This is a genomic window from Halomicrobium sp. HArcht1-1 (assembly GCF_058933285.1).
This window is the reverse complement of the sequence record NZ_JBZYDL010000001.1, coordinates 1,560,149-1,578,972: the sequence shown is the minus strand read 5'-3', so window position 1 is coordinate 1,578,972 and position 18,824 is coordinate 1,560,149. Positions and strand designations below refer to the sequence as shown.

The following is an 18,824-nucleotide window of genomic DNA, read 5'->3' as shown; positions in this document are numbered from 1 at the left end:
GATTAGGGTGTTAGTCCAGATATTGGTAGAATATCCAAATGGCAGCGAATAATCCGACGCCAACAATGCCGAGAACCGTCATTGCTATGTCTGTTGGCACAAGTTGGAAGATCGACTGTAATACGACCAGCGTAATCAATAGCCAGAAGGCTTGTGCTGCCGCTATATCAGTCGCTGGTTCGTCACTTTCGGATTGGGGGGTGCTGTTTGAATATGAAACAGATAGAAAAGCGACGAACATCCCAACCCCGATACGCACGATTCCTTCCACAGTTTGTGACTGGTAGACCGTATAACCACCACTCATCAACAGCACGAGGGCAAGCCCAGCTAATATGTATTTGATATAATGAGGATATTCCGTATGTTCGTTAATTCTTGAGGGTGCAGTCATCTTTGTATGAATTACTCCATCACGACGTACGGGAGATTAGGAGGCTAATGATTAAAAGAATTTGAAAAGTATACGTAGTGTATTCTTTGCCCAAAGATCCTAATAGCAGTCAAGAATAGATATAATATGATTCTAGAAAACGAAAAATTAGATATAGAAGACTACTGAAAAAGTGGGCGAGAACGTTGATGCGGGAGGATATGTCGAAGCATGGGAGTCAATGACCGAAGTTCGCTCTGAGAACGATAGCAAGCTCAAACGAAGGAGTTTGGTTAAGGGTATTGCGGCTACTGCTATCTGCCTTGGACTCTCAACTGGTGGTGCGAGCGCTGATGAAACGAGTGAGGCCAGCTTCGAGGTCGAAGATACTGACGAGATTGAAGTTGAATAGATTTCTCCACGAAAACCCTGCAGTAAAGACGGTATTGGTCGGGTCCAGAAAATCCTTTTTACTGGATAGTGATTTACCGGCTACGACAGCCACTCCTCGGGCTTGGTGTCGTAGTCGATGTCGTCGGCGTCCAGGTGTTCGACCTCGGACCAGTCGACCTCCTGCATCGTGACCTCCTCGCCGTCGTACCGCAGGCGCTTGCCGACCTCCTCGGGCTCGGGTTCCTGGTCGCGTCGCCGCGCGACCTCCACGTCGTGTTCGTCGAACTCCTTGTCGATGGTCAGGAGATTGACCGGCCGTCCCCAGAGTTCGAAGACGCGTTTCAGCGTCTCCGTGGCCTGTTCGAGGTCCAGTACGACGCCGTTGTACTGGTGGGTCAAGAGGAGTTCGTTGCGGTTGCGGTAGTTGCCGTCGGCGACGGTGATCGTCGGCTTGCCGAAGTTGGTGAACTGCAACATCAGCTTCTTTTTCACGTCTTCGGCGGCCGTCGAGGTCGCACGGAAGTCACCCGAGGAGTGGGTGTACTCGTAGGTGAAGTAGTCGTGTTCGTCGACGAACTCCTGGGTGAGGAACTCGTCGAGGAAGGTCACGTCGTTGTGGCTCTCGCGAACCTCGCGCATCCGCTCCCAGCCCCGAGCGTAGTCGACGTCCGCGAGGGCGTCGGCCACGCTCTCGTGCCGGGCGTCGTCGAACATGTACCGCGAGATGCGCTCCAGCTCAGACTGGCTGATGCGCGAGACGAACCCGCGGTACTGTGGCTTGACCAGCGAGTAGTGGCGTTCGGCCATCCCCGCTTCGGTCAGGACCTTCCACGGATAGGTCTCGACGTCGATCTCGCCGTCGCGGGCGCGAGCGAGCGCGTCGGCGTCGACTCGCGGATCGTCGGGATCGAGGTCGTCGAGGCTGGCGGGCACGTCGGTCACTGCCGGATCGGGCGCGATCAAGTTCTGTACCCGCTCGAAGTCGATCACGTCGTGGAAGTTCCGCCAGGTCACGTCCTCGACGCGGAGCAGTCGCTCGACGACTTCCCGACGGTTCTCGCTGTTTTCGAGGTACGTCCACAGTTCGAGGCCGAGCTTGTAGGGGTTGAGCCCGCCCGACCCGAGGACTTTCGACATGTGGTCGGCGTAGAGGACGAACTCGTCGGCGCTGGCGAACTGCTCGCCCGCCATCATAGTAGATTCCCAGTAGGAGTTGTGATTGACGAAGCCGCCGGCAGCGTAGCGGTGCGTTTCGCGAACCGAGATATCGTAGACATCACCGGTCGCCTCCTCGATCGCGACGATCTCGTCAGTCCACGATTCGGACTCGAACCAGGCAAGTTCGTCGAGGTACGTCGCGAGCGCTATCGACTTCTCCTCGTATCCGAATCCGATCTCTTCTGCGAAGATATCGGCAGACTTCCCGGTCAGATGCACGTGATAGCAGCCGTCGGCCTGTTCACGACGCCGGCTCAGGATCCCGAAGTTCGAGAGCAAGAGCTGAACAGTCTTCGATAGCTCCTCACTGGCGGTCGAGAGGATCACTCCCTGATCGCCAGCATAGCCGTCGGCGTCGAAGAGTCCGCTCAGGAATGCCGCGACGACCTGGCGTGGTGACCGGAGAATCTGATCGGGGACGGTCTTTTCGCTGGCCGCCTCCCCCGTCGGGAGCTCGAACTCCTCGATTAGTAACTCTCGGAGGTGCTTCGAGTACGCATAGACACGCCACCGCGATCCGTCTCGATCGACAGTCGACCGATGGCCGAACAGTTCCGAGACCAGCCCGGCAAACTCCTCTGCACGACCCTCGTCGCCAGACGTGAATCCGATATGCCGGGAGTTGGACGGGACGTGGCCGTCGCCGATCAGGAGCCCGAGGAATCGACCGAACTGCGCTGTGACCTCGTTGGGAACTCTGATCGGGTCGCGTTGCGACAGACCGGGATTCGATGCGTCGTACTCCGACAGCGCAGCTTCGATCGCGTCGGCCCGTTGTGCCCGTCCCGTCTCCCGATATCGGATTACGGTCCAGACGGAGACACCGGCCTCTTGGGCAACATCGTCGAGGGTCGTATACTCACGTGGATCCCATGTCACGGCTTCTCGCTCGTCAGCCCAGAGATCTTCGCCGCCGCTGACGGCAATTTTGTCGCCTGGAGAGAGTTCGTCGAGCTGGATCCAATCACCATCCGGCTGACGGATGCGATGGTTATTCGAGCCGGTCAGTTCGAACCCGCGACGTGTTTCGATCGAGATCACGTCGTGCTCGGGGATCACGTTCGAGTCGTAGACCTCACGCACTTCGTTCCCGTCGGACACGTGGGTGTGATCGTCGACAACGTCTTCCATTGGGAGGATTCCGTCTGCGGTGAAGACCGGCGTGTCGGGAGCGACACAGGCCCATCCCTCGTTCATCACCTTCGTCATCTTCTGGGGAGCGAAGTAGTAGGCCTCCCGGCGGAGCATCTCCAGTACGTCCGACTGCCAGTCAGCCATCTCGACGGCCTTCTCGCCGTCGGCGTCGTACTGCATCCCGTGGGTCTGGAGGAACGCGAGAACGTCTTTCTGTGGCTCTTCGGGGAACGTGATCGGCTCGTCGTCCTCGCGCTGGGCGTCGAGCCACTCCTCGGTGAAGACCTGGCGACGGACTTCCTCGGAGAGTTCGAGATCGCCGAGCTGATCGGCCACTTCCGCCAGATCCTCCTCGTCGGGCCGGTCCTCGCCGTCGACGGGCGCGTAGGGCTGGTGCTGGTCGATGTTGTCTTCCAGACAGAGGACGTGGTCGATCCACTTCTCGACCTCGGCGCGGTCGATCTCGGGGTCTTGCATGTACTCCTCGATCGTCTCGGCGTGGCGTCCCAGCATCGCCGCGGCCTCGGGATCGTCTGCGAACAGTCCGAACCAGTCGTTGTTCGCGAAGAAGTCGGCGTGCGCCTCGACGTGGGTGATGACGGCCTTCTGGTCGGCCAGCTCGTTGGACTCCTGGAGGAAGGCGTGGGCAGGGTTGTCGTTGTTGACGATCTCGAAGGCCTTCCCGCCGAGGAACTGCCCCTGCTTTTGCTGGCGGTCGTAGGCCATTCCCCACCGCCAGTGTGGGTACCGCTGCTGGAACCCCCCGTAGGCGATCAGCTCGTTCATCTCGTCGTAGTCGACGATCCAGTAGTTGACGGGGTAGGGGGTCAAACCGAGTTTCTTCGCCAGATTCGCCGCCTCGTCGACTGACGTTTCGAGTTCGGCGGCGACGCGCTGTTTGCGGATGTGGTCGTCGGTACTCATGATTCGTCCTCCGTACTCAGGATCTCGTAGATCGCGTCGGTCACGTCCTCCGGGCTGGAGACGTAGGCTACGGCCACGTCGTCGGTCCCGCGGAAGTGACGCTCCACTTCCTCGGCGTGGGTCGCGTTGATCGCGTTGCCCGACGGCTGGGTCTCGACGTAGGCGTGGAGGTTCGCCGGGATCTCCTCCATCAGTGGGATGACGTGTTCCTCGGTGTCGTTCGAGGAGTTCTCGGAGTCGCCGGCTGCGAACACGTAGCGATTCCAGTCGCTCCAGGGGTACTCCTCTTCGAGGCGCTGCAAGGCGACCTCGTAGGCGCTGGAGATGCGAGTGCCGCCGCCAGAGCGGATGCCGAAGAACTCGTCGCGATCGACCTCCCAGGCGTCGGCGTCGTGGGCGATGTAGACGAACTCGGCGTGGTCGTACTTGCCCTGGAGGTACCAGTCCAGCGGCGTGAAGGTCCGCTCGACCAGTTCTCGTTTCTTCTGGCGCATCGACCCGGACACGTCCCGGATGTTGACGACGACGACGTTCTTCTCGCGCTCCTCCTCGATCTCCGGGTAGCGGTATCGCTCGTCTTCCCGCCGGAACGGGATCTGGTCGACGCCCTCCCGTCGGATCCGGTTGGCGGTACTCTCCCGGTCGACCGCGTCGGTCATCTCGTCGATGCTGTCCCAGACCGTCTTCTCGTCGGCCGGCAACTCGGCGTAGGCCTCCTCGATCCAGGCCTTCGAGACGGGGATGTGTTGCTCGCGGGCCCACTCGAAGACGGTCGCCGGCCCCCAGCCGTCGACTTTCAGCGCCTCGCGGACGAACGCCTCGTCGAAGTCCATCGCGAGCTTTCGCTTGAGCCCCTGTTTGAACAGCCGCTCGAAGTCCAGCGTCGAGGAGGGGCCAGACCTGGTGATGTCGGTGAAGTCGCCCTCGACCTCCTCGATCACCTGCTTGCCCTTCGGTTCGAGATCGAGTCCGAGTTGCTCGTCCAGTTCCTGGGCGAACTCCTCGGGATCCATCTCGTAGTACTCGTGGTCGCCGCCGTCCTCGCCGGGCTCGCCGTCCTCGTCGCCGTCGTCGTCTGGCTGGGGCTGGCCTACCGGATCACCGGGCTGGGGCTGGCCGTCCTGGCCCTGACCGACGCCGCCCATGTCTCGCTGGTCGTACTCGAACTCGGGGAGATCGACGATCTTGATCGGGATCTTCACCGAGTCCTGGCGGCTCTGGCCGAGGTCGCCGTACTGGATGAACTCGGCGAGGTCCTGCCGGCGTTGCTCGCCGACTTCGCGGTACCGTTCGAGGTCGTCTCTCAGTCCCATTTGTAACTCACCTGGCTCATGACGTGGCGACTCGTCAGCTCCGCCGACGCCGCGCTGTAGTCGAAGAGATCGCGCATGTTCTCGATCGTCGTCTCCTTCAGATCGGCCGTCTCGGTCCCGCTCGGTGGGTTGTCCCACTGGCGCGGGTCGAAGTCCTCGTAGGCCCGCCGTACGTCGGCCCAGTCGTGGCTCCCGAGCACCGTCTGGACGACGGGGATCTCCTTGGGGTTCACGTCGCCGACGCGGAACGTCTCGTCACGGGACTGCCAGGCGTGGCGGTTCAGCGCCGTGATGATCTTCTCGGTCCGGAACGACCTGACGGCGTCGTCGGGCTCGTTGCCGTCGTAGTTGTCCTCCGCGAAGCGGCCGAGGTGTTCGATCTCGAATACCTTCATCTTCAGCGGGTCCGGCTCCTCGTACTCGCCGCGTTCGTTCTCGATTTGCTCGTCGGACTCCCAGGCGTAGACGTGTTCGACGTACTCCTCGACGGTCGACTCGTCGACGCGCTTGTCTCGCATGATCGCGTCGAGCACGTCCCGTTCTTGCTCGGCGAAGACGTGGTTCTTGACCGGCACCACGCGCTCCTCGAACTCGCTGGCCTCGGTCGGCGAGAACACCGGTGCGCTGTCGAGCTGTTCGGCCATCCGGTTGAGCACGTCTCGCGGCATGAGAACCCGTTCGACCGGTAACTCGGCGTGGTGGCGGTCCTGTGGTTCGTGCAGCAGGTCCGCGATCACGTCCCGCGTGAACGTCACGGGGATCCCGCCCTCACCGTCGGCGGCGGCGTCGGAGAAGTCGAACTCCTCGGCCGCGATCCGGTCGTCGCCCTCCCGGAGGTAGCCACGGTCGAACAGCAACGCCTTGTCGACGAGGTCGAGTCCGCCCGGCAGGTCCGTCGCGTCGAGTCTGGAGACGATCGCGTACATCGCCGCCGCTTCGAGGGTGTGGGGAGCCAGCTCCACGTCGGTCACGTCGTTCGCACTGTCCCGGACGGCGACCGTGAGTGGTTCCTGGATCCACGTCTCCAGTTCCTCCCAGGAGTCGGCCTGCCACACCGTCGTCTCGTTGGTGAGTTCGCGACGGAGGAGCTCTGCCTCCAGCGAGAGGTTCGTCAGGTACGTGAACTCGTGTTTGTCGAGGCGGCGCTTGAGTGCCTTCAGCGGGTCCTGTCCCTCGCGGTCGGCGTGCTGATTGAGCTGGGCTTCGAGGTCGGGGTTCGAGATGATGATCAGCTGCGTGTCGATGTCCATCCCGATTCCCTTGTCCAGCTTGACGTGGCCCTCGTCGGGGACGTTCAGCAGCTTCTGGAGCAGGTCGGCGTGCTGGGCCGCGTCCTCGACGATCGTCAGCAGGCCGTTGCCCTGCGAGAGCACGCCGTCGTAGGAGAACGCCTGCGGGTTCTTGCGCCCGCGAGAGTCCAGTTCTCGCAGCATTCCGTGCATCCACGAGCCGACGAGTCGCTCCTTGGGCGAGCCCTCGTCTTCGGAGTGGAGGACGCCGATGCCGTCGCCCACGTCGACGACGAAGTTCTTCACCCGGAGATGTTCCGGGCTCGTGACCGCAGAGAAGAGGTCCTCGACCCCCTCGCGGCGATACTGCTCTTCGAGGAACTCGTAGGCCTCTCGCGAGAACGGATCGAGGTCGCCCTCCGAGCGCAGCGTGACGTGGTCGTCGAGGCGCTCGTTCAGCGCCGCGAGGAGATCGCGACGCACGTCCTGTGGGAACACTGTGAGCGGATTGACCTGGACCGGGCTCTCGTACCAGTCGTCCTCGTCGGCCACGGGGTCGTCGCTGTAGGTGAGCGTCCGGTCGCTCCCGCCGGCTCCGGCGACGTTCCACTCGACGGTGTAGCGCCGCCCCTCGTCGGTTCGGGAGTACTCGCGGAGCCCGTTGATGAGACAGCGTTTGAGCTCCGATTTCCCGGTGGCCGTCGGGCCTTCGAGCCAGATGATCTTCTCGTCTTTGCCCCGGCCCGCCGCGATCGATCGCAGGTCGTCGACGAGCTTGTTCAACACCTCGGTGTTGCCCAGGATGGCGTGCTCGCCGTCGTTGTGGGGATCGTCGAAGAACCGATAGCGGTCCTTTCGCTCGCCCTCTTCGATGACGGTTCGGGTGCCGGCGTCCTCGATAGCGTCGAGCAGGTACTTCGAGGCGTGGGAGGCCAGCGCGGGCCGCTCGAACAGTCGATCGAGGAAGGCCGCGAGGCTCACGGGCTCCTCGTAGGTGCTGTCGAGTGCCTCGTTCGCCCGACCGATGAAGTCCTCGCCGCTCATTACTCTTCCATCTCGCTTTTGGCGACCTCCGCACCGGCGAACTCCAGCACCTCCTTGGCCCCTTCCTCGGAGTAGCCCTGCTCGATCAGCGCGTCGATCCACTCGTTGCGCTCGTCGTCGTCCATCTCGCCGCTGGAGACCAGCGCGGAGAAGTTGATGTTGTGTTTCTTGTCCTCCCAGAGCTTGCGTTCCAGGGCGCGACGCAGGCGGTCGTTGTCCTGGGGGTTGAACGTATCCCCTTCGCGTGCGCGCCGCGAGACCCAGTTGCTCACCTCCTGGCGGAAGTCGTCCTTGCGGTCTTCCGGCAGGTCGAGTTTCTCCTCGACGCCGCGCAGGAACTGCTCGTCTGGCTCTTGCTCGCGGCCGGTGAGATCGTCCTCGACGGTGTCGTCGTCGATGTAGGCCATGACGTGATCCATGTACTTCTCGCCCTGGCGCTGGATCTCGTCGACGTCGTAGGCCAGCGCGTGGCGCACGTCCTCGATCGCTCGCTGCTTGTACTCCTCGCGGACGAGTTCGAGGTAGCGGTAGTACGTCGAGAACTCCTCTTCGGGGATCGATCCGTGGTTCTCCAGATTTCCTTCGAGGTGATTGAACGTCGTCAGCGGCGAGAGGAACTGCCGGCTGCGGTGCATCGAATCCATGATCGCCTCGGCGATCTCGTCGCCGATGAACCGCGGCGAGACACCGTCCATCCCCTCGCCGATGTCGGCCGTCTCGGCGGCCTCCTCGCGCAGTTTCTTCACGTCCACGTCCTCGGCCTCGCCGATCTCGCCGTTGTAGGCTTTGGCCTTCTGGAGCATGTCGACGGTCTCTGAGTCCGGTTCCTCGATCCGGGTGAGGACACCGAACAGACCGGCCATCTCCAGGGTGTGGGGTTCGACCTGGATGTCCGGTAGGTCGGCGTTGCGCAGCATCTTCCGGTAGATCCTTGCCTCGTCCTCGTAGCCCAGCACGTACGGGAAGTCGATGCGCTTGGTCCGGTCGTTGAACGCCTCCATCTTCTCGTCGCCCTTCTTGTCCCGGTACTCGGGCATGTTCGTCCGGCCGACGATCACCTGGTCGATGTCGATGCGAGGGTTGTTCTTTGGCTTGATCGTCTGTTCCTGGGTCGCGTGCAGGAAGTCATAGAGGAACTCTCGCTGGAGCTTCAACAGCTCCTCGCCGGAGAAGATACCGCGGTTGGCGTTGCAGAACGCCCCGGAGTAGTCGAAGGCCCGCGGGTCGCTCTCGCCGTAGATCGCGATCTTCGAGTAGTTCACGTCGCCGGTCAGCTCGGTCTCGTCCTGGTTTTTCTTGTCCTTGGGTTCGAACGTCTCGATCCCCTGGCGCTGGTTCTCGTCGGCGATGAAGCGGACGATCTCGACGTGGTTGTCCAGGACCGATTCGAGGTCGTCGTCGTAGTGGGCGAGCAACCGATCCATGTAGAACTCGCTGGCCGGATCGAGCGACTGCTCGTTGCGGATCGTGTAGGGAGCGTCCAGCTCCTCGTTGATGTCCTCGATGACGCGGTCGCGCTGTTTCTGTGGCAGCAGGACGATCGGGTCCTGGTTCATCGGCGATCGGACCACGTCGTCGGCCGGGTCCTGATCGTCGATCACGTCACAGAGGTTCGTCCACCGGAACGTGTACATCCGGCCGTCGTCCCGGAGCGTGTAGTCCTCGAAGTACCGTCGGATCTGTCGGTCGAAGTCGGACTTTCCGGAGCCGACCGGTCCCAGCAACAGCTTGATGCGCTTCTCTGGCCCCAGCCCGCGTGCCCCCGACTTGACCTTGTTGACGAACTCGTGCATCGCCTCGTGGACGACACGTCCGTAGAAGGTGTTCTCGCCGTCGTTGATCGGGTCTTCGGAGGCGAGCTTGTACTCGACGACGCCGGCATCTTCGTCGTACTCGGTGCCGTAGTAGTCGAACATGTCGGCGACGCGCTGGTGGGCGTTGCGAGCGATCGTGGGGTGGTCGTACAGCTCGTCGAGGTACCAGTCGAACGAGTGAGTCGTCCGGAGATCCGCCGGAATGGAATCCTGGTACTCTCTGCTCAGCTCCTCGAGTGATTCTTTGGTGCCTGTCATACTATCACAGCGTGTGGTCGAACGCTGACGACGCCGTCAGCCGTGCCGGAACCGGTGTCTCGGGAACCGTTCGGGTCAACAGTACTGGAACGCTCGGACCGGCGGTCCGGGCGTCTGTTGGTTTTTCGTGCCATGTGTATACGTACCAATGGCCGAAACGAACACCGCCGTTCTGGGCATTGGTACCATATCGCTGATCGAACCGTTTCCGATACTATTTAACGTATGGGTGATACAGACATATAATCCTTGTCTCGATCGCCACCAGAGCCGCCATTAATTCCAATATTTGTCATCGAGAAAGTACGATTACGTAAGTAGGTCGACCCGCGTGGGTCGTCTGGGACGCTCGGGAATCACCGCCACGCTCGTCACCCGACGAGCGATCGTCGGACCTTTCTCCGGGGCAGCCGTCGACCGAGCATGGGACTCGACGCGCTGAACCCGGCCTGGGAACGCTGGAACGAGGAGCGAGGGCGGATCGTGCTCGCGTACCGGCCGGACGTGTTCGACGGAGGGTCGTTGCCGGCGGCGTGTCTGCCGACGATCTACGTGACGCGTGGCAAACGGGGCCGTCGCCCCGGTGGCGAACGCGTCGGCCACGACTGGTTCGTCACGCTGTACCTCGAACCCGACGTCGACTGTGGCACCGATCGGTACGACGATCGGGCGGCGGCGATCGACGCCGCAGTGTCGCTCGCAGACGACTTCGACGCCGGCCGGATCGACTACAGAGACGAGTATCAGGTGCCCCGCGACGAGTACTTTCGGGCGCTCGACGAAGTGGTCGGCCCGACAGACGAGTGATCATCGCCGCGCGGTAACCGGCGAAGCGACCGCAGCCGTCCGTCGGGGCAGCGTCGAACAGTTCGATGACGCCCCGTCCGGACGAAACGGGGAGACGGCGGCGTCACCACTCGTCGGGAGCGATCCGGCGGATCGAGACGTTGTCGAACGCTGCCGTCGCCCGATCCCGAGCGACCCCGCTGTGGACCGCCAGCCCCAGCGTGATCGGGTCGGACAACGAGAGCGGGCGCTGGTCGATCGTCCGCCAGCCCCGGCCGTCGCGGGAGACGTAACAGGTGAGGCTGTCGCCGATGCGATCCAGACGGAGCCAGCGAGCGTCTGCCACGCCCGAACCGAGACGCTGGCTGATCGGCGTCGCACTCCGCGTCTGTCGCCAGCAGGTCTCCACTTCGTCGTCCGGCGTTCGGCCGACGGAGCCGTACGGCGCGCCGTCACCGGCGTCGTCCCTGACGGTCAGTCCGGCCTCGCTGTCGTGTCCGGCCGCTTCGAAGTCGGCGAGGCGGGCACGGACGCTGATCGGCCCGGCGACGCTCGTGTAGACGTAGTAGAACCCGCCGCGCTCGCCGTCGCCACCGCCACCGGTCACGACCCACTCGTCGCCGTCCTCGCTCACGCTCCCCGCGAGGGCCACGCTGCCGACGTCGCGAGCGTCCGTGAGGTCGTAGGTCGCGTCGGCCGGCGCGTGGCGTGACGGATCGGTCGCCATCATGCAGTTCCGGAGTGCGATCTTCGCGCCGCCGGCTCGGCTGGCCTCGACGCCGACCTCCCAGTTCAGTCGGTCGGCGGCGTCGGCGACGATCGCCAGCCCCGTGCCCGTGCCGTCCTCGGCCGTCGTGAAGCCGGCTTCGAACACCTTGGCGCGCTCTGCCTCCGGGATACCGGGACCGTCGTCTGCGACGTAGAAGCCGTCCGCCAGCGCACCCAGCCAGACGGTCACGTCCGATCCCCCGTGATCGATCGCGTTGGTGAAGAGGTTCTCCAGGATCGGACGCAGCGCGGACCGTTCGGCGTTGACGATCGTCTCGTCGGGGAGATCGATCCGCAGCGTCGACGACTCCCGTGCGACGACCGCCCACACGTCACGGGCCATGTCGGCCAGTCGCGTGTAGTGTGGGTCCCCATCGTGTGCGCCGCCGACCAGGGTCTCGAAGTCGCTGATGAGTTCCTGCATCCGGCGGTTGGCGTTCTCCACGCGGTCGAGGGCCGCCTGGTCGCCCGCTCGGGCCAGTTCGAGATAGCCGTCGGCGACCTGGAGGGGCGACCGCAGGTCGTGGGTCACGAAGCCGGTGAAGCGTTCGAGCTGGTCGATCCGGCGCTGCATCTCCCGGCGCTCGCGCTCCCACTCGGACACGTCGCGCGCCCAGCCCACGACGCCGCGCAGTTCGCCCGCCCCGTCCGTCCAGGGGAGGATCGTGCGCTCGATCCAGCGAGCAGATTCGCCGGTGTCGTGTTGTTCGACGGCTCCGACGATCGGTTCCCCGGTGTCGAGGACCGACTGCGTTCGGTCGTGGGCGCGTTCGGACACGTGGGACGCGCCGTCGCGCTCGCTCGCGAGGTCCGCGTCGGTGCGGCCGTACAGCAGTTCCGGGTCCAGCTCGCCGTCGCCAGCGGCCGCGACGTACTGTCCGGCGCGGTTCTTGACGAAGGGCGATCCGTCGTGAGCGTCGAGCAACTGCTCGAAGGCGTCAGTCTGGAGGCGGGTCGCGGAGTTGGCTTCGCCCCGACGAGCCACGTCCCGGACCGTCTCGACGAACGACGCACGCGATATCGTCGAGCGGGGGAGGTAGATACCGCCTGCGGCAGCGGTCGCGGCCGCCTCGTCGGCGTCGTAGGTCTCGGAGACGGTGATCCAGGGGACGCCGTCAGCGGTCGAGACCGCTCTGGGGTCGACGCTCGAACGCCCGGATTCGGCGGCGACCACACAGACGACACCGGCGTCGATCTGGTCGGCCGTGAGCGGCTCTGTGACCGATCGAACGGCGAATCGGTCGAGATCGCTCAGCGGGTCCAGGGCGTCGGAGTCGGCGGGTTCGACGGCGAGGATCGTCGGTGTCTGTCCGAACGACCGACGGGAGAGCGTCATAGCTGGAGTTACACGCTGAGTAAAATAAACGTACGGACCGAAAGAATCAGCGCCCGTCGTCGGTTACTCGCACCGAGACGTCGTCGAACACCGCAGTACAGCGACGCTGGGATGCAGTGTCCGAGACGATCAGTCCGACGTAGGCTCGCCCGGGCAGTTCGAGCGTGCGCTGGTCGACCGGCTGCCAGGACCGGCCGTCGACCGACACCGAGACCGTGACCCGGTCGCCGTCGAAGGTGAGGCGAAACCAGTCGTGCTGCCCGACGACCGCGTCCAATCGCTGGCTCGTTTCGGCCGTGGTCGCCGCCGTCTGCCAGCGGACCTCGGTTCCGCCTCCGGCCGTCCGCCCGACGGAACCAGAGAGAGCGTCCGTCGACAGCGACGACCGGATCGTGAGGCCGGCGGTGCCGTCCGGACCGCCCTCGTCCAGCCGACGGAGCCGAGCCGTCATCTCGACCGGACCGTCGACGGCCGCGTACGCGAACTCGCTTCGCTGCCCCTCGTGGGAACTGCGCCCGCTGGAGAGGGTCCAGCGGTCGCCGTCGACGGCGACACGACCCTCGAACTGGTCGCTCCCGACGGTGGCCGAGCCGTCGAGCGTGCGGTCCCCCCGCAGTTCGGGGACCTGGGGGCGCTGGGTGACCAGCATACAGTTGCGGACCTCGTAGCGCGCGACGCCGTCTGTGCGGGAGACGCCGAGCGTCCACCCCTGTGCTTCGACCGTCGACCGGACGCTCGGCGACACCGGCTCGGGGTCGTCGCCAGCGGCGTCGGCGTGGGTGTGCTCGACGTAGAAACCGTCGTCGAGCGCACCGAGAGACACCTCGACGGATCGGCTCTCCCGGCCGCCGTCGGAGCGGTCGTTCGCGGCGACGGCCGTCTCGAAGAAGGCTTCGAGGAGCGGCCTGATCGTCGATTCGGGTGCGTTGACGACAGCGTCGTCCGAGAGCGCCACCGACAGCGAGCCTCGACGATCGCCCACGACCGTCCACACGTCCCGAGCGATCGCCGCGATCCGGGCCGTCTGCGTGCGCTCGATGTCGACCTGCTGACCGTCGACGAGTCGTTCGAGGGCGTCGACGAGTTCGGCCATCCGGTCTGTTGCCTCCGCCAGACGGTCGAAGGCCACCTCGTCGCCGGCCCAGGCGAGGTCGAGATAGGCGTCGACGACCTGTAGCGGCGACCGCAGTTCCTGACTGACGTAGCTGGTGAACCGTTCCAGCCGGTCGATCCGGGTCTGCAGCGCGGCTCGGGTCTCGTGGCGCTCCGTGACGGACCGTTCGATGCCGACGACACCGACGATCGAACCGTCCACCTGCCAGGGGTAGATCGTCCGTTCGAGCCAGGCGGCTCCCTCGCCCTGACCGAACCGCTCGACGGCTCCGAGGATCGGTTCGCCGCTCTCGGCGACAGTGAGCGCGTCCCGATGACGGCGTTCGAGCAGTGGCGCGTCGGCGTCGCCTTCGCGTGCCAGCTGTGCGTCGGTGTTGCCCAGCAGCGAGCGATCACGCTCGTCGGCGTTCGAGACGGCGAGGTAACGTCCGTCCGCGTCCTTGACGTAGATCGTCTCACTCCGTGTCGAGAGCAGTTGCTCGAACGCGTCCGCCAGCAGCGACTCGCTTCGCCTGCGCTCGCCCGACTCGGCACCACTGGCCAGTGCCGTCGCGAACTGGCCCCGAGAAGCCGACGGCGGGACGTAGCGGGCACCAGTGAGACCGACCGCACCGGCGCGGTCGGCCCCGCCGGCCGTGGGGGCGATCAGGACGGAAACGTCGTCGGTGACCTCGAACACGTCGGTCGCGAGATCGTCGCCGGTCCCGTCGGGGAGCGAGTCGCGCGCGAGCAGGCAGACGACGCTCTCGTCGAGCGCCGCGAGCGCCGCCTCGCGGTCGGCCACGAACGCCAGTTCGTATTCCGGGACCACTTGGGCCACCTGTGGCGGGTCGTCGAACCCGACGACGAGGACGGTCGGCTCGCCGTCGAGGTATCGCCGCAGATAGGTCACTACCCGACGTAGGGCCGTTCGGTACGTAAATATGTGGCCCGCGATCCAGTCGACACCTATAGTGGTCTGCCCCGAGAACGAACGACCATGACTACCGTGACGCTGATCGGCTCCCGCCTCGCGACGGCCGGCGAGGAGTTCGTCTATCGCGGCGAGGCAAGCGGCTGTGACGGCTGTCCCTATCGCGACCAGTGCCTCAACCTCACCGAAGGCGTGCGCTACCGGATCACGGACGTTCGCGAGTCGGGACAGGTCCTCGACTGTGCCGTCCACGACAGCGGCGTCAAGGCCGTCGAGGTCGAACCCGCACCGATCAAAGCCAACGTCAGCGCGAAAGGAGCCTACGCCGGGAGTAGCGCCACGCTGGAGGGGCCGTGTCCCTACACCGGCTGTCCGAGCCACGAGTACTGCGAGCCGGCGGGAGCGTCCTTCGACGAAGAGTACCGCATCGACGAGATCGTCGGCGATCCCCCCCACGACTACTGCGGACTGGATCGCGACCTCACGCTCGTCGAGCTGGCACCGCCCGAAGAGCGCAGCGGCCGCTGACAGTCACGCCCGTCGACGCGGATCTGCCGTCGTTCTGTCGACCGGGCAAACGGCGACACGACGCCGTCTCACACTGCCGGCTGTCACTTCGTGACGATCTTCGCCACCCCGGGGTGGCGAAATCGATCACAGATTTCCAGCCGGTCGTCTCAGTCGTCACTCCGGAGACTGCCGGTCCGCTCTGCCGTGTAGCCGAACACGTCCTCGTAGCCGTCCGGCGAGAGCAACACCGGGTGGAACGGCTCGTCGGCGACGAGGGGGTCGCCGTCGGTGGCGGCGAACGCCTCGCCGGCACCGACCTCCTCGAAGTTGTCCGCGTACACCTCGTAGACCTCGCCCATCGCCTTCGGGATCGGGTCGCCGAGTTCGTACACCGGTACGTCTCTGGGTTCGGTGCGTGACGCCGCTGGCAGCACACCGACCGCCTGGAGGAAGGCCCGCGTCAGCACGACGGCGTTGTCGGCCGCCTGCTCGGAGCCCTGATAGCCACACTCGACCTCGATCGTCGCCGGAATCCCGTCGAAGATCCGCCCCTCGTTCGAGCCGTCCGTCTCGATCACGGCGTCGATCGGGAGGCGCGGGCAGACGCTCCGGGCGAGGTCGTCGATCGTATCTACGAGCGCGAACATCCCGCCGTAGGACCGCGTCGAGTGCAGCGCCAGCGTCGTACAGTCCCCGATCTCCTCGACCAGCCTGGCCGCGAGTCGCTCCTCGCGGGAGCCGTCCGGCGAGCCGGGGAACGACCGGTTCAGGTCGGTGTCGACGTAGCGCTGGCCGCGCTCGATCGCCGCCTCGTTGGCGATCACGAACGCGACCGGTCGCTCGACGGTCGGCGACGCTTCGAGGAGTGTCTCGACCGCGTGGACACCGCAGGGTTCGTCACCGTGGATCCCACCCACGACGGCGACCTCAGGATCGCCGTCGCCCAGTTGTTCGACGTACACAGCAGCATGCAGCGGCTCCACGGAGAAATATTACACGCTCGCCGGCCCCTACTCCAGGGACGCGGCGTACTCGAAGTCCCGCTCGCTCGCGGTCGGACACTCGTCGTCCAGCCCGATCTGCCAGCCGTGCAGAGCCGTCGGATCGTCCAGGGCGTCGGTCAACACCGTCCGCACGTCGAGGACGTCGACGCCGTAGTAGTCCGGGGGCGTCCCCTGGAGATACTGCAAGGCGGTCCGAAAGAGGCTCCGCATCCCGTCGTCGTTCTCGAAGTCGAAGTGCTTGTACGCACCTGCGGCGACCTGCACCATTCCGTGGAGGAACGCGCTCTCCGTGGTCCCCTGTCCGTAGTTGTACCACTCCGCTTCGAAACAGTCGTGGGCCTCGTGAAACTCCCCGGCGTTGTAGAGCCGAACGCCGTGGACCACGGCCCCGCGGAGAGTGCCGTGTTCCCACCCGTTCGACGCGCGACGATCCTGGTCCCAGCCCGTCGGGTTCCCGGAAATCGGCGGGGCGACATCGTGATCACGGGTGTGATCGTCCATACCGAGTCCTGGAGTGGCAGGGAGGTAATCCCTCCGCTCGACGGCGGACGCTACGCGAGCGCCGTCCAGTCGACGTGGGCGACGACGAGGACGACGACGCTCGCGACGATCCCGAGCAGGATCGACGCCTGAACGAATGCATAGAGCACGATCGCGCCTGCGACGACCCAGCCCAGGGCACGCTGTCGCTGGCTCGCGAGGAGCGACCCGCTCGACTGCCAGCGGTCGCGGGCGTTCGCACACTCCTCGGCGTCCCCACAGTGGTCGTCGAGTGACTCCTCGTTCGCCAGCCGCACCCCGCAGAACGGACAGTACTCGATCTCGGAGGGCATATCCGGCGTCTCCAGTCGACCGGACAAAACAGTTTGGACGCGACAGCATCGTTCCGTACTGCATATATACTTCCCCACACTGAACCCGAACGCAAGCGTGCGAGGGTAGCCAAGCCTGGAAACGGCGGCGGACTCAAGATCCGCTCCCGTAGGGGTCCAAGGGTTCAAATCCCTTCCCTCGCATGACGCGGCGACACGACACGTGTCGGCGCGGAATGCACCCGGAAGGGTTTGAATCAGGGAAGTCCCAGCGGCCGAACGCAGTGAGGCCGACGGTCTTCCCGTGGTTCAAATCCCTTCCCTCGCACTGTTCGTCGGCCTAATCGAGGTCGACGAGGCCCACGCGGCCCCTCGCAAACAGTGCAGGAAGATCTGCGAGGGCGTCCCCACGGACGCCCTCGTTGTGAGCGGAGAGCGCAACGCGCGACCCGCGAACGGAGCGATCTTCCCTCGCAAACTTCTACCGAGACGCTTCGAGTAGCCATGCCCAGAAACGGCGGCGGACGCAAGAGCCGCTCCCAGCGTCGTCGTGAACGACTGCTTGGAAGACGCGCGAGATAGGAGTATCGTCACAGGCAACGGCGGCGAAGAACCCCACTGTGTCAAGCGTTCGTTTCACCATGGCGTAGATTTAAGCCCGTCGGCGTGGTACATTGTCACATGGCCACGGATCAGCGCGAGCCAACCGGTCTGGACGTGACGCCGCTGGAGAACACGGCGTTCTTCTCCATCGAGACAGACGACGGGTACGTCCGCATCGAACAGTCTCTCGGGAATCAGGTCCTGTACACGCCCGAGGAGGCCCGTGACATCGCGGAGTCGATCCTCGCAGCCGCCGACGAAGCGCCGACGGAGTAGGTCGACGGGGCGGTCGGAAGCGGTGACGCTATTTGTCGGGACGACCGATCCCACGGTATGACAGACGCTCACCACCGGGCGGCGATCGCCGAGCGCGCAGCGCGTGCCGGCGGCGTCGTCGCTCGCGAGCGGTTCCGCGGGTCCTTCGAAGTCGAGACCAAGGCCGACAAGACCGATCTGGTGACGATAGCCGACAGAGAGGCCCAACAGCAGGTCGTCGCGACGATCCGAGAGGAGTTCTCTGGCGACCAGTTCGTCTGTGAGGAGGACAGCCCCCAGCTCGCCGGACCCGAGAGCGACGCGGCCGAAGCGACGCTGGTCGAGAGCGTGCCCGAGTCCGGCCCGGCCTGGATCGTCGACCCGATCGACGGCACGACGAACTTCGTCCGCGGGAATCGGACGTGGGCGACCAGCGTCACGGCGCTTGTCGACGGCGAACCGGTCGGCTCGGCGAACTACCTCCCGGCGATGGGCGACCTCTACGCGGCGGGGCCCGAGAGCGTGACGCGGGACGGCAAGTCGATGCGGGTCAGCGAGGAGACCGACACCGACGCGTTCCTGGTCGCCGTCGTCAACCGCTGGGAAGACGCGACCGCGTTCGGCGACCTGTGTCGAATCGCCGACGAGGAACTGGGCGACGTGCGACGGCTGGGCTCGTTCCAGGCGACCCTGTCGCTGCTGGCCGACGGCGGGTTCGACGCTGCGGTCTGTACGCAGTCCGCGAACGCCTGGGACACCGTGGCCGGTGTCCACATGGTCCGTGCGGCCGGCGGGACCGTCACGGATGTCGACGGCGACCGCTGGACCCCGGACAGCGAGGGGCTGGTGGCGTCGAACGGTACCGATCACGGAGCCGTGCTCGACGCCGTCGCACAGGTCCGCGGGAAAAGCGCCGACTGATACGACCGGCTGGAAATCTGTGATCGATTTCGCCACCCCGGGGTGGCGAAGATCCTCACGAAGTGACAGCCGGCAGTATGAGACCGTCGCTGGAACGCGACGC

General features: G+C 64.8%; 15 protein-coding genes and 1 tRNA gene. 6 read left to right on the top strand and 10 right to left on the bottom strand.

Translation table 11 applies throughout. The features are described from left to right. Window positions 1–10: 10 nt before the first annotated feature. Window positions 11–394, bottom strand: coding sequence for a hypothetical protein (locus AC5FRZ_RS08295; RefSeq protein WP_493564351.1), 384 nt, complete (start codon window positions 392–394; stop codon window positions 11–13). A gap of 172 nt (window positions 395–566) precedes the next feature. On the opposite strand from AC5FRZ_RS08295, the gene AC5FRZ_RS08290 reads away from it, so the two are divergent. After that, complete coding sequence (locus AC5FRZ_RS08290) at window positions 567–785, top strand: hypothetical protein (RefSeq protein WP_153553363.1); 219 nt, start codon at window positions 567–569, stop codon at window positions 783–785. An 80-nt stretch (window positions 786–865) separates the two neighbouring features. Here AC5FRZ_RS08290 and AC5FRZ_RS08285 read toward each other — a convergent pair whose 3' ends face one another. From AC5FRZ_RS08285 to AC5FRZ_RS08270, 4 genes are read right to left on the bottom strand one after another with little or no spacing between them, the layout of a single operon-like run. Then, window positions 866–4,042 carry a SpoVR family protein gene (locus AC5FRZ_RS08285; RefSeq protein ID WP_493564350.1) on the bottom strand — a complete coding sequence of 1,059 codons (3,177 nt, stop codon included), beginning with the start codon at window positions 4,040–4,042 and terminating at the stop codon, window positions 866–868. Continuing rightward, the gene (locus tag AC5FRZ_RS08280; RefSeq protein ID WP_493564349.1) at window positions 4,039–5,355 is read right to left on the bottom strand and encodes a YeaH/YhbH family protein; all 1,317 of its coding nucleotides are present in this window, start codon (window positions 5,353–5,355) and stop codon (window positions 4,039–4,041) included. Before AC5FRZ_RS08280 ends, AC5FRZ_RS08285 begins: the two co-directional genes overlap by 4 nt. Further along, entirely contained in the window at window positions 5,346–7,628 is a 2,283-nt protein-coding gene (locus tag AC5FRZ_RS08275) for a PrkA family serine protein kinase (RefSeq protein ID WP_493564348.1), read from the bottom strand. Before AC5FRZ_RS08275 ends, AC5FRZ_RS08280 begins: the two co-directional genes overlap by 10 nt. Continuing rightward, window positions 7,628–9,700, bottom strand: a complete 2,073-nt coding sequence (locus tag AC5FRZ_RS08270; RefSeq protein ID WP_170094214.1) for a PrkA family serine protein kinase — start codon at window positions 9,698–9,700, stop codon at window positions 7,628–7,630. The genes AC5FRZ_RS08275 and AC5FRZ_RS08270 overlap by 1 nt, the downstream gene beginning before the upstream one ends. Window positions 9,701–10,123: 423 nt before the next feature. Between AC5FRZ_RS08270 and AC5FRZ_RS08265 the strand changes: the two genes are divergently transcribed. Then, a complete protein-coding gene (locus tag AC5FRZ_RS08265) occupies window positions 10,124–10,507 on the top strand; it encodes a DUF5820 family protein (RefSeq protein WP_170094213.1) in 384 nt (127 codons plus the stop codon). A 103-nt stretch (window positions 10,508–10,610) separates the two neighbouring features. On the opposite strand, the gene AC5FRZ_RS08260 is transcribed toward AC5FRZ_RS08265, so the two are convergent. Together AC5FRZ_RS08260 and AC5FRZ_RS08255 are read right to left on the bottom strand one after the other, a co-directional pair. Further along, on the bottom strand, window positions 10,611–12,590 hold the full coding sequence (locus tag AC5FRZ_RS08260; protein WP_493564347.1) for an ATP-binding protein: 1,980 nt from the start codon (window positions 12,588–12,590) through the stop codon (window positions 10,611–10,613). 46 nt (window positions 12,591–12,636) lie between these two features. After that, entirely contained in the window at window positions 12,637–14,595 is a 1,959-nt protein-coding gene (locus tag AC5FRZ_RS08255; RefSeq protein WP_493564346.1) for a PAS domain-containing protein, read from the bottom strand. A gap of 87 nt (window positions 14,596–14,682) precedes the next feature. On the opposite strand from AC5FRZ_RS08255, the gene AC5FRZ_RS08250 reads away from it, so the two are divergent. Beyond that, the gene (locus AC5FRZ_RS08250) at window positions 14,683–15,144 is read left to right on the top strand and encodes a UPF0179 family protein (RefSeq protein ID WP_153553373.1); all 462 of its coding nucleotides are present in this window, start codon (window positions 14,683–14,685) and stop codon (window positions 15,142–15,144) included. Window positions 15,145–15,293: 149 nt separating this feature from the next. Here the strand turns inward: AC5FRZ_RS08250 and AC5FRZ_RS08245 are convergent, their stop codons facing one another. From AC5FRZ_RS08245 to AC5FRZ_RS08235, 3 genes are read right to left on the bottom strand one after another with little or no spacing between them, the layout of a single operon-like run. Next, entirely contained in the window at window positions 15,294–16,088 is a 795-nt protein-coding gene (locus tag AC5FRZ_RS08245) for a M14 family metallopeptidase (protein WP_208627950.1), read from the bottom strand. Window positions 16,089–16,136: 48 nt separating this feature from the next. After that, window positions 16,137–16,631, bottom strand: a complete 495-nt coding sequence (locus AC5FRZ_RS08240) for a DUF309 domain-containing protein (RefSeq protein WP_493564345.1) — start codon at window positions 16,629–16,631, stop codon at window positions 16,137–16,139. Between the two features lie 50 nt (window positions 16,632–16,681). After that, entirely contained in the window at window positions 16,682–16,963 is a 282-nt protein-coding gene (locus AC5FRZ_RS08235) for a DUF4187 domain-containing protein (protein ID WP_208627948.1), read from the bottom strand. A 99-nt stretch (window positions 16,964–17,062) separates the two neighbouring features. On the opposite strand from AC5FRZ_RS08235, the gene AC5FRZ_RS08230 reads away from it, so the two are divergent. From AC5FRZ_RS08230 to AC5FRZ_RS08220, 3 genes are all read left to right on the top strand, one after another. Continuing rightward, window positions 17,063–17,146 (top strand) — tRNA-Leu (locus tag AC5FRZ_RS08230). A gap of 477 nt (window positions 17,147–17,623) precedes the next feature. Continuing rightward, window positions 17,624–17,821, top strand: coding sequence for a hypothetical protein (locus AC5FRZ_RS08225; protein ID WP_153553377.1), 198 nt, complete (start codon window positions 17,624–17,626; stop codon window positions 17,819–17,821). Between the two features lie 57 nt (window positions 17,822–17,878). Beyond that, entirely contained in the window at window positions 17,879–18,721 is an 843-nt protein-coding gene (locus AC5FRZ_RS08220) for an inositol monophosphatase family protein (RefSeq protein ID WP_170094207.1), read from the top strand. The last annotated feature ends 103 nt before the right edge of the window (window positions 18,722–18,824 follow it).

Excerpts from the sequence above, each read along its gene's own strand:
- AC5FRZ_RS08295 (WP_493564351.1), bottom strand. The coding sequence starts at position 394 with ATGACTGCACCCTCAAGAATTAACGAACATACGGAATATCCTCATTAT.
- AC5FRZ_RS08285 (WP_493564350.1), bottom strand. The coding sequence starts at position 4,042 with ATGAGTACCGACGACCACATCCGCAAACAGCGCGTCGCCGCCGAACTC.
- AC5FRZ_RS08280 (WP_493564349.1), bottom strand. The coding sequence starts at position 5,355 with ATGGGACTGAGAGACGACCTCGAACGGTACCGCGAAGTCGGCGAGCAA.
- AC5FRZ_RS08275 (WP_493564348.1), bottom strand. The coding sequence starts at position 7,628 with ATGAGCGGCGAGGACTTCATCGGTCGGGCGAACGAGGCACTCGACAGC.
- AC5FRZ_RS08270 (WP_170094214.1), bottom strand. The coding sequence starts at position 9,700 with ATGACAGGCACCAAAGAATCACTCGAGGAGCTGAGCAGAGAGTACCAG.
- AC5FRZ_RS08265 (WP_170094213.1), top strand. The coding sequence starts at position 10,124 with ATGGGACTCGACGCGCTGAACCCGGCCTGGGAACGCTGGAACGAGGAG.
- AC5FRZ_RS08260 (WP_493564347.1), bottom strand. The coding sequence starts at position 12,590 with ATGACGCTCTCCCGTCGGTCGTTCGGACAGACACCGACGATCCTCGCC.
- AC5FRZ_RS08250 (WP_153553373.1), top strand. The coding sequence starts at position 14,683 with ATGACTACCGTGACGCTGATCGGCTCCCGCCTCGCGACGGCCGGCGAG.
- AC5FRZ_RS08240 (WP_493564345.1), bottom strand. The coding sequence starts at position 16,631 with ATGGACGATCACACCCGTGATCACGATGTCGCCCCGCCGATTTCCGGG.
- AC5FRZ_RS08235 (WP_208627948.1), bottom strand. The coding sequence starts at position 16,963 with ATGCCCTCCGAGATCGAGTACTGTCCGTTCTGCGGGGTGCGGCTGGCG.
- AC5FRZ_RS08225 (WP_153553377.1), top strand. The coding sequence starts at position 17,624 with ATGGCCACGGATCAGCGCGAGCCAACCGGTCTGGACGTGACGCCGCTG.
- AC5FRZ_RS08220 (WP_170094207.1), top strand. The coding sequence starts at position 17,879 with ATGACAGACGCTCACCACCGGGCGGCGATCGCCGAGCGCGCAGCGCGT.